This window comes from Neisseria sp. Marseille-Q1983 (genome assembly GCF_018224585.1).
Classification (GTDB): Bacteria; Pseudomonadota; Gammaproteobacteria; order Burkholderiales; family Neisseriaceae; genus Neisseria; species Neisseria polysaccharea.
The window spans coordinates 1-8,375 of sequence record NZ_JAGTUI010000059.1; the positions used below are offsets into that span (position 1 = coordinate 1).

Annotated in this window: 6 protein-coding genes and 1 pseudogene; 4 read left to right on the forward strand and 3 right to left on the reverse strand. The window is 51.8% G+C overall.

Annotated elements, in window-relative coordinates:
* Positions 1-81: 81 nt before the first annotated feature.
* A complete protein-coding gene (locus KEM39_RS10195) occupies positions 82-1,419 on the forward strand; it encodes a sodium-dependent transporter (protein ID WP_118997610.1) in 1,338 nt (445 codons plus the stop codon).
* Positions 1,420-1,481: 62 nt separating this feature from the next.
* Here KEM39_RS10195 and KEM39_RS10200 read toward each other — a convergent pair whose 3' ends face one another.
* Together KEM39_RS10200 and KEM39_RS10205 are read right to left on the reverse strand one after the other, a co-directional pair.
* Complete coding sequence (locus KEM39_RS10200; RefSeq protein ID WP_118997611.1) at positions 1,482-2,507, reverse strand: FAD:protein FMN transferase; 1,026 nt, start codon at positions 2,505-2,507, stop codon at positions 1,482-1,484.
* 9 nt (positions 2,508-2,516) lie between these two features.
* The gene (locus tag KEM39_RS10205; protein WP_211709961.1) at positions 2,517-3,311 is read right to left on the reverse strand and encodes a thymidylate synthase; all 795 of its coding nucleotides are present in this window, start codon (positions 3,309-3,311) and stop codon (positions 2,517-2,519) included.
* Positions 3,312-3,733: 422 nt separating this feature from the next.
* Here KEM39_RS10205 and gdhA point away from each other — a divergent pair, with 422 nt between their 5' ends.
* Positions 3,734-5,068 (forward strand): NADP-specific glutamate dehydrogenase, encoded by a 1,335-nt coding sequence (gdhA, locus tag KEM39_RS10210; protein WP_115178042.1) that lies wholly within the window; start codon positions 3,734-3,736, stop codon positions 5,066-5,068.
* A gap of 134 nt (positions 5,069-5,202) precedes the next feature.
* On the opposite strand, the gene KEM39_RS10215 is transcribed toward gdhA, so the two are convergent.
* Positions 5,203-5,982 (reverse strand): FadR/GntR family transcriptional regulator, encoded by a 780-nt coding sequence (locus tag KEM39_RS10215; protein ID WP_115119474.1) that lies wholly within the window; start codon positions 5,980-5,982, stop codon positions 5,203-5,205.
* 350 nt (positions 5,983-6,332) lie between these two features.
* On the opposite strand from KEM39_RS10215, the gene KEM39_RS10220 reads away from it, so the two are divergent.
* Positions 6,333-7,976 (forward strand): lactate permease LctP family transporter, encoded by a 1,644-nt coding sequence (locus KEM39_RS10220; protein ID WP_211709960.1) that lies wholly within the window; start codon positions 6,333-6,335, stop codon positions 7,974-7,976.
* A 179-nt stretch (positions 7,977-8,155) separates the two neighbouring features.
* A pseudogene (locus KEM39_RS10225) lies at positions 8,156-8,375 on the forward strand (TonB-dependent receptor); the annotation flags it as partial.

Below are 8,375 nucleotides of genomic sequence, written 5' to 3' on the forward strand. Positions count from 1 at the left end.
TCTGTACTGTCTGCGGCTTCGTCGCCTTGTCCTGATTTTTGTTAATCCACTATACTATCTTCACATTTCTTAATAAATTTTATGAGTAACCATACTTCTTGGTCGTCCAAAATCGGTTTCGTCCTTGCTGCGGCAGGTTCGGCTATCGGTTTGGGCGCGATTTGGAAATTTCCTTATACGGCAGGCACCAACGGCGGCGCGGTGTTTTTCCTGCTGTTTTTGATATTTACTATCTTGGTCGCCCTGCCTGTCCAGCTTGCCGAGTTTTATATCGGACGGACGGGCGGTAAAAATGCCGTCGATTCCTTCAGGGTTCTGCGTCCGGGCACGCAATGGCTTTGGGTCGGGCGTATGGGCGTTGCCGCCTGCTTTATTTTGCTGTCGTTTTACAGCGTGGTCGGCGGATGGGTATTGAATTATGTCGTCCACAGTTTTACAGGGGCAATCCATGCGGGAGCCGACTTTGAAGCCCTGTTCGGCACAACGATTTCCAATCCGGCAGGTTCGCTGTCCTATCAGGCACTGTTTATGCTGATTACGGTTTGGGTAGTCAAAGGTGGGATTTCAGACGGCATTGAAAAGGCAAACCGTTATCTGATGCCGGGGCTGTTTATCCTCTTTATTGCGCTGGCAATCCGTTCGCTGACGCTGCCGGGTGCAATGGAGGGCGTGTCTTTCCTGCTCAAACCGAATTGGTCGTACTTTAAAGCCGATACGATGATTACGGCTTTGGGACAGGCGTTTTTTGCCCTGAGCATCGGTGTTTCCGCTATGATTACCTATGCTTCGTATTTGGGAAAAGATCAGGATATGTTCCGTTCCGGCCATACGATTATGTGGATGAACCTCTTGGTTTCGCTGCTTGCCGGCCTGGTGATTTTCCCGGCAGTATTCGCCTTCGGTTTTGAACCGAGCCAGGGACCGGGATTGATTTTTATCGTATTGCCCGCAGTGTTTATGAAGATGCCGTTCGGTACGGTTTTGTTTGCGGTATTTATGCTGCTGGTCGTTTTCGCCACGCTGACTTCGGCATTTTCGATGTTGGAAACGGTCATTGCCGCAACCATCCGCCAAGACGAGCGCAAACGCAAAAAGCACACTTGGCTTATCGGCACGGCTATTTTCATTGTCGGCATCCCGTCCGCACTGTCTTTCGGCATCTGGAGTGAGTTTAAGGTTTTCGGCAAAACCATTTTTGATTTGTGGGACTACCTTATTTCAGCGGTCATTATGCCGATTGGTGCTTTGAGTGTTTCCATCTTTACCGCCTGGATTCAGGACAAGCAGTCTGTGTTAAAAGATGCCGGATCGGGCAGCACCGTACCACGGGCAGTGCTGCTGCTGTGGCTGAATACCTTGCGCTACCTCGCCCCGATTGCCATTATTATTGTTTTCATCAATTCTTTGGGCATCCTTTAAAAGCCATCCAAACAGCAAAAATGCCGTCTGAAAGCCTTTCAGACGGCATTTTTGCTTCAGGTTCAGCCTATTTCGTTCAAAGTATTGTCCGGCATGACCAGCCAAACTTTAAGCCGCCTGCTTTCGGCAACCGACCGTATCAAAGGCAAATCCATAATGGAAAACGCCGTCGACAAGGCATCGGCAACCGCCGCATCATCCGCCATTACGCTCATGCTTTTATAACGCGGCGTACTCACGCCGGTTCGCGGATCGAACAAATGGGTAAACCTGCCCGCTTTGTCCATCACCGTCCCATAGCCGCCCGAAGTGGCAAACGCCTTGTCTTTCATCGTGATATTTGCCAACACGCCTTCTTCGTCGTCCGGATTGCGGATGCCGACATTCCAAGTCCGCCTGCCGTTTGTATCAAATCCCCTGATTTCGCCCATATCGACCAGCGCGGCAGGCACGCCGTTTGCTTTAAGTAGCGCAACAACCTTGTCCGTGATATAGCCTTGCGCGATGCCGTTCAAGGACAAACCCATGCCCTTTTCGGTAAAACGGATTTCACGGTCATCAAACACCAATTTGTCAAATCCGACCCGCTTCAAGGCTTCCTTCACGCTATTTTCCGACGGCGGTGTTTCCGCATCGGGATGAGCGGCAAAATAATCGGCATACAATTTCCACAACACCTGCACTGTCGGATCGAATGCCCCTCCGGTCAAAGTATGCATATCCCGACAAATGCTCAACAGTTCCAAGAAATCCGCCGGCGGCGAAGTCAGATAACCGTCATGGTTCAGGCGGCTGATCAGGCTATCTTCACGGTAAAGGCTGAACATTTTTTCCAAACGCGCCACTTCCGCCAAAACCTTATTGACCAAATCCGCCGCACGCCTGTCGTCCACACCAAACAGGCGTAGCTCCGCGCCGGAACCCAGCGCGACACCTTTCCAGAAAAACACATTTTCATCGCGTTTTTCATCCCCGTTGCGTTTTTCATCATCGGCGGCAAAAGGATTCGGCAAAAAAGAAACCGCCGCGCCCGCCGCCGCAACGGCGGCAACCGTCAAAAAACGCCTGCGCCCGAAATGCCTATCCATATACCCTCCTCAGACTGATACTGCCGCCTTGATATGCGGATGAGGGTCGTAACCTTCCAACTCAAAATCTTCAAACTTGAAGGCAAACAAATCTTTGACTTCAGGATTGATTTTCATCACAGGCAAGGCACGCGGTTCGCGTTCCAACTGCAATGCGGCCTGCTCGAAATGGTTGCGGTACAAATGCGCGTCGCCAAACGTATGGACAAACTCGCCCGCCTCCAATCCGCACACTTGCGCCATCATCATCGTCAACAGCGCGTAGCTGGCAATATTAAACGGCACGCCGAGGAAAATATCCGCGCTGCGCTGGTAAAGCTGACAGGACAGTTTGCCGTCAGTAACGTAAAACTGAAACAGCGCGTGGCAGGGCGGCAGTGCCATTTCATCGACCAAGGCCGGATTCCACGCCGACACAATCAGGCGGCGCGAGTCGGGGTTTTTCTTGATTTGTTCCACCACATTGGCGATTTGGTCGATATGCCTGCCGTCGGGTGCAGGCCAGCTGCGCCATTGATAGCCGTAAACCGGGCCCAAGTCGCCGTTTTCGTCCGCCCACTCGTCCCAAATGGAAACATTGTTGTCCTTCAGGTATTTGATATTGGTATCGCCTTTGAGAAACCAAAGCAGCTCGTGGATTATCGAGCGCAAATGCAGCTTTTTGGTCGTCAGCAGCGGAAAACCCCTGCCCAAGTCAAAACGCATCTGATAACCAAATACGGAGCGCGTGCCCGTACCGGTGCGGTCTGATTTGTCCGTACCGTTGTCGAGGACGTGGCGCATCAAGTCCAAATAAGCCTTCATCATCATCTTTCATCAAATTAAACGGCGCATATTGTAACATTTCCGGCCAACGCCCGAGTCCGGACAAACGCGCAGGCCGCCCCGCCTGACGATAAAAACGCGAGTACGGTCAGACAGGATTGTTGACAATTTTAGTCCTTTTCCACAGTAAAACCCGGATGGAAAACAAAATTACCTTGATTGGAATCAAAAAATCTAATTTAATTACTTGAAATAAAATTCCAATAATATTTTTATTTTCGAAATTAATTTATGATTATTGGTTTATTATCAGCAATAAACATCAAACATTGAAAATATGGAAAAAATAATGTCAACAATTTGTGCCAAATCGGGCTTGGCATCAGAAAAAAATAGGTTTATATTGCTACCTACAAATTTGTTTTCCCATTAGTACAATATCAACCAAAAGGAGTATCCAAATGACTGACTTGAACACCTTGTTTGCCAACCTCAAACAACGCAACCCCAATCAAGAACCGTTCCATCAGGCGGTTGAAGAAGTCTTCATGAGCCTCGATCCGTTTTTGGCAAAAAATCCGAAATACACCCAGCAAAGCCTGCTGGAACGCATCGTCGAACCCGAACGCGTCGTCATGTTCCGCGTAACCTGGCAGGACGATAAAGGACAAGTCCGAGTCAACCGGGGCTACCGCATTCAAATGAGCTCCGCCATCGGTCCTTACAAAGGCGGTCTGCGCTTCCACCCGACCGTCGATTTGGGCGTGTTGAAATTCCTCGCTTTTGAACAAGTCTTCAAAAACGCCTTGACCACCCTGCCTATGGGCGGCGGCAAAGGCGGTTCCGACTTCGACCCCAAAGGCAAATCCGATGCCGAAGTAATGCGCTTCTGCCAAGCCTTTATGACCGAACTCTACCGCCACATCGGCGCGGACACCGATGTTCCGGCCGGCGACATCGGCGTAGGCGGACGCGAAATCGGCTACCTGTTCGGACAATACAAAAAAATCCGCAATGAATTCACTTCCGTCCTGACCGGCAAAGGTTTGGAATGGGGCGGCAGCCTGATTCGCCCTGAAGCGACCGGCTACGGCTGCGTCTATTTCGCACAAGCCATGCTGCAAACCCGCAACGATAGTTTTGAAGGCAAACGCGTACTGATTTCAGGCTCCGGCAACGTGGCGCAATACGCTGCCGAAAAAGCCATCCAACTGGGTGCGAAAGTGCTGACCGTTTCCGACTCCAACGGCTTCGTCCTCTTCTCCGACAGCGGTATGACCGAAGCGCAACTCGCCGCCTTGATCGAATTGAAAGAAGTCCGCCGCGAACGCGTTTCCACCTACGCCAAAGAGCAAGGCTTGCAATACTTTGAAAACCAGAAACCGTGGGGCGTTGCCGCCGAAATCGCCCTGCCCTGCGCGACCCAAAACGAATTGGACGAAGAAGCCGCCAAAGCCCTGTTGGCAAACGGCTGCTACGTTGTTGCGGAAGGTGCGAACATGCCGTCAACTTTGGGTGCGGTCGAGCAATTTATCAAAGCCGGCATCCTCTACGCCCCGGGCAAAGCCTCCAACGCCGGCGGCGTGGCAACTTCGGGCTTGGAAATGAGCCAAAACGCCATCCGCCTGTCTTGGACGCGCGAAGAAGTGGACAGCCGACTGTTCGGCATTATGCAAAGCATCCACGAGTCCTGCCTGAAATACGGCAAAGCCGGCGACAAAGTGAACTACGTCAACGGTGCGAACATCGCCGGCTTCGTCAAAGTTGCCGATGCGATGCTGGCGCAAGGCTTCTAAGCAAACGCCGCCGCCCCGCAAACCGAATGCCGTCTGAACCGCAAATGCTGTTCAGACGGCATTTCCTTATCCGCCCGTTCAAATCGGGTGAGACTACCGATACATCTGAATATGCTATGCCGTCTGAACGGCATTCACACCGCCCAATCCTGCACGCGCTTCAAATCGTTTTGCGCCAAAGTATCCGCGTGGCGGTTACGGCTCTGATATTCCCTGTCTTTCAAGATGCTGCTCGCCACATAATTCAAATGGGACTTTGCCGCCTCCGAAGCCTCGACCGGCCGGCGGTTCGATATCGCCTCATACAGCACGCGGTGCTGCGCCATCAGTTTCGGACGCGGATCTTCTTCCTGATTCAGGTAAATAAGGCTGCTGCGCGTCTGCCGGTACAGCATTTTCAACAAACCACCCGACAAATGGCTGAACAACAAATTGTGCGCCGCATCCGCAATCGTCTGATGAAAGCTGACATCGGCTTCGCCCTGATGTTCCAAATTGCCGCTTCCGCACGCCTCCTCAAACTTTTCAAGCCAAAACCGAATCCGCTTCAAATCGGCATCCGTGCGGCGTTCTGCCGCCAATGCCGCCATACAGCCCTCAATATGGCAACTGAAATCAAAAACATCCTGCTCCCAATTGGAATGCTTGCCCAAAAGCTCCTGCCAACTTTTCAGGAAATCCTGCTGCGGTTTGACGGAAACATAATAGCCGTCGCCCTGCCGCGCTTCCAAAACCTGACGGGCGACCAAAATATTCAATGCCGACCTGACCGACGGACGCGAAACGCCGAACTCTTCCGCCAAAACACGCTCCGGGGGGATCTTGCCCCCTTCCGCGTAAATGCCTTCCGCAATGCGCTCCTCCAGCACCGACAACACCTGATCGCTGATTTTCTGCGGCCTTATCAGTTTCATCACCCCCTCCTTTAAAAGATTCTTTGCCGAACCCTTCCAAAATACATCAAACATCAAATTGGACTGACCAATCAGGGCGGATTCTAATGACCCGCCGTTCCCGCCGTCAACGGCATTTACCTCGCACCACCCCTGAAATACAGGAAAAAACTACATCAAACTACATTTTTTATTCGCATAATTTATTGTTTTAATTATATTTAAACAAAAACCTCCGCTTCAAACCTGCCGCACCGCCCAAAAATATATTGACCTGAATATTAAAGTTTCGTAAAGTAATGCAACGTTGCTTTAATTGGTTTGACCACTATTGCCGACGATTAGAAAAATATTTCCGGAGATGCCCAATTATGGAAACTTGGATTCAAAACTACACGGCGATAGGAGGCAGCCTGTATCTGACTGCCGCCGCCGCACTCTTACCCATCGTCTTTTTCTTTGCCGCGCTGACCGTCCTGAAGCTCAAAGGCTATCAGGCGGGGCTTTATACGCTGCTGATTGCGCTTGCCGTTGCCGTATTCGGCTTCGGGATGCCGGCGGGTATGGCGGTTTCTTCCGCGCTGTACGGCTTCGCTTACGGCTTGTGGCCGATTGCCTGGATTATCGTTACCGCCGTGTTCTTATATAAAATTACCGTAAAAACAGGGCAGTTCGATATTATCCGCGCCTCTGTTATTTCAATTACAGAAGACCAACGCCTGCAAATGCTGCTAGTCGGCTTCTCCTTCGGCGCATTCCTCGAAGGCGCGGCAGGCTTCGGCGCGCCGGTGGCGATTACCGCCGCTTTGCTGGTGGGCTTGGGCTTCAATCCGCTCTACGCCGCAGGTTTGTGTTTGATTGCCAACACCGCGCCCGTGGCTTTCGGCGCGATGGGCATTCCGGTTTTGGTTGCCGGACAAGTGTCCAACCTCGATCCTTACCACATCGGTCAGGTCGCCGGCCGCCAACTTCCTATCCTGTCAGTCATCGTACCCTTCTGGCTGGTTGCCATGATGGACGGTATGCGCGGCATACGCCAAACTTGGCCTGCCGTTCTGGTTGCCGGCGTATCCTTTGCCACAACCCAATTCATTACCGCCAACTTCATCGGCCCCGAGTTGCCTGACGTTACCTCCGCATTGGTCAGCCTGATCTGCCTGTCTGCTTTCCTGAAAAAATGGCAACCTGAAGAAATCTTCACGTTCAACGGTATGAAAAAACCGTCCGAACGCAAAGCGGGCGAATACACGGCAGGACAAATCATCAAAGCCTGGTCGCCTTTTGCCATCCTGACCGTTTTCGTCAGCGTGTGGACGATTAAAGGCGTTAAAGAGGCTTTGGGCGTTGCCACCATCAAATTCGACTGGCCGATGCTGCACAACTTAGTACAAAAAGCCGCGCCCATCGTCAGCGAACCGACCCCATACGCCGCCGTGTTCAAAATCGACTTCCTCGGCGCAGTCGGTACGGCAATCCTGTTTGCTTCCATCGTTTCTGCCGTTTTACTGAAAATGAAACCTTCCGAAGCCGTCGGCACGTTCTTTGAAACGCTCAAAGAACTGCGTCTGTCCATCCTGTCTATCGGTTTGGTACTCGGTTTCGCATTCGTGGCAAACTATTCAGGACTGTCATCCACATTGGCACTCGTCCTCGCCGCTACCGGTGCCGTGTTCCCGTTTTTCTCGCCGTTCCTCGGCTGGCTGGGCGTATTTCTGACCGGTTCGGACACTTCCGCAAACGCCTTATTCGGTTCTTTGCAGGCAAGTACGGCGCACCAAATCGGCGTTACCCCCGAATTGACCGTTGCCGCCAACACCACCGGCGGCGTAACCGGCAAAATGATTTCCCCTCAATCCATCGCCATCGCCTGCGCGGCGGTCGGTCTGGAAGGCAAAGAATCCAACCTGTTCCGCTTCACCGTGAAACACAGCTTGATTTTCTGTAGCTTTGTCGGCTTCCTGACCCTCCTGCAGGCCTATGTTTTGCCGTGGACGCTGATTTTCTTTAACAAATAACCCGTCTTTCAAAATGCCGTCTGAAGCCGTTTCCGCTTCAGACGGCATTTTTTTATCCGGCCGATACATTCATTATTGATGTATGTTAAATAAAGTGCAACTTCTGATACATCGTTCAGTTTAGTTTTATATACTACTTTAGTACTAATACAACAACCCTCCATTTAAGTAGGTCAGATATGAAAACCACCCGTTTCCTACTCCTCCCCCTCGCCGCCGCGCTCAGCCAAGTATGGGCAGCCCCTGTTGCGGAAGAAACCGCCGAGCTCTCCCCCGTTACCGTTACCGGGACGCAGCAGCAAAAAGCCAACACAGTCAAATTCAATCCTAAAGCCACCCTCCAGCCCCTGCCGGCAGGGGATGGCGCAGACCTTTTACAATCCGTCCCCAATATGAGCA

What these genes read in the sequence shown, in the direction of transcription:
- gdhA (WP_115178042.1), top strand. Translation starts at nt 3,734, where the DNA reads ATGACTGACTTGAACACCTTGTTTGCCAACCTCAAACAACGCAACCCC.
- KEM39_RS10205 (WP_211709961.1), bottom strand. Translation starts at nt 3,311, where the DNA reads ATGAAGGCTTATTTGGACTTGATGCGCCACGTCCTCGACAACGGTACG.
- KEM39_RS10220 (WP_211709960.1), top strand. Translation starts at nt 6,333, where the DNA reads ATGGAAACTTGGATTCAAAACTACACGGCGATAGGAGGCAGCCTGTAT.
- KEM39_RS10215 (WP_115119474.1), bottom strand. Translation starts at nt 5,982, where the DNA reads ATGAAACTGATAAGGCCGCAGAAAATCAGCGATCAGGTGTTGTCGGTG.
- KEM39_RS10200 (WP_118997611.1), bottom strand. Translation starts at nt 2,507, where the DNA reads ATGGATAGGCATTTCGGGCGCAGGCGTTTTTTGACGGTTGCCGCCGTT.
- KEM39_RS10195 (WP_118997610.1), top strand. Translation starts at nt 82, where the DNA reads ATGAGTAACCATACTTCTTGGTCGTCCAAAATCGGTTTCGTCCTTGCT.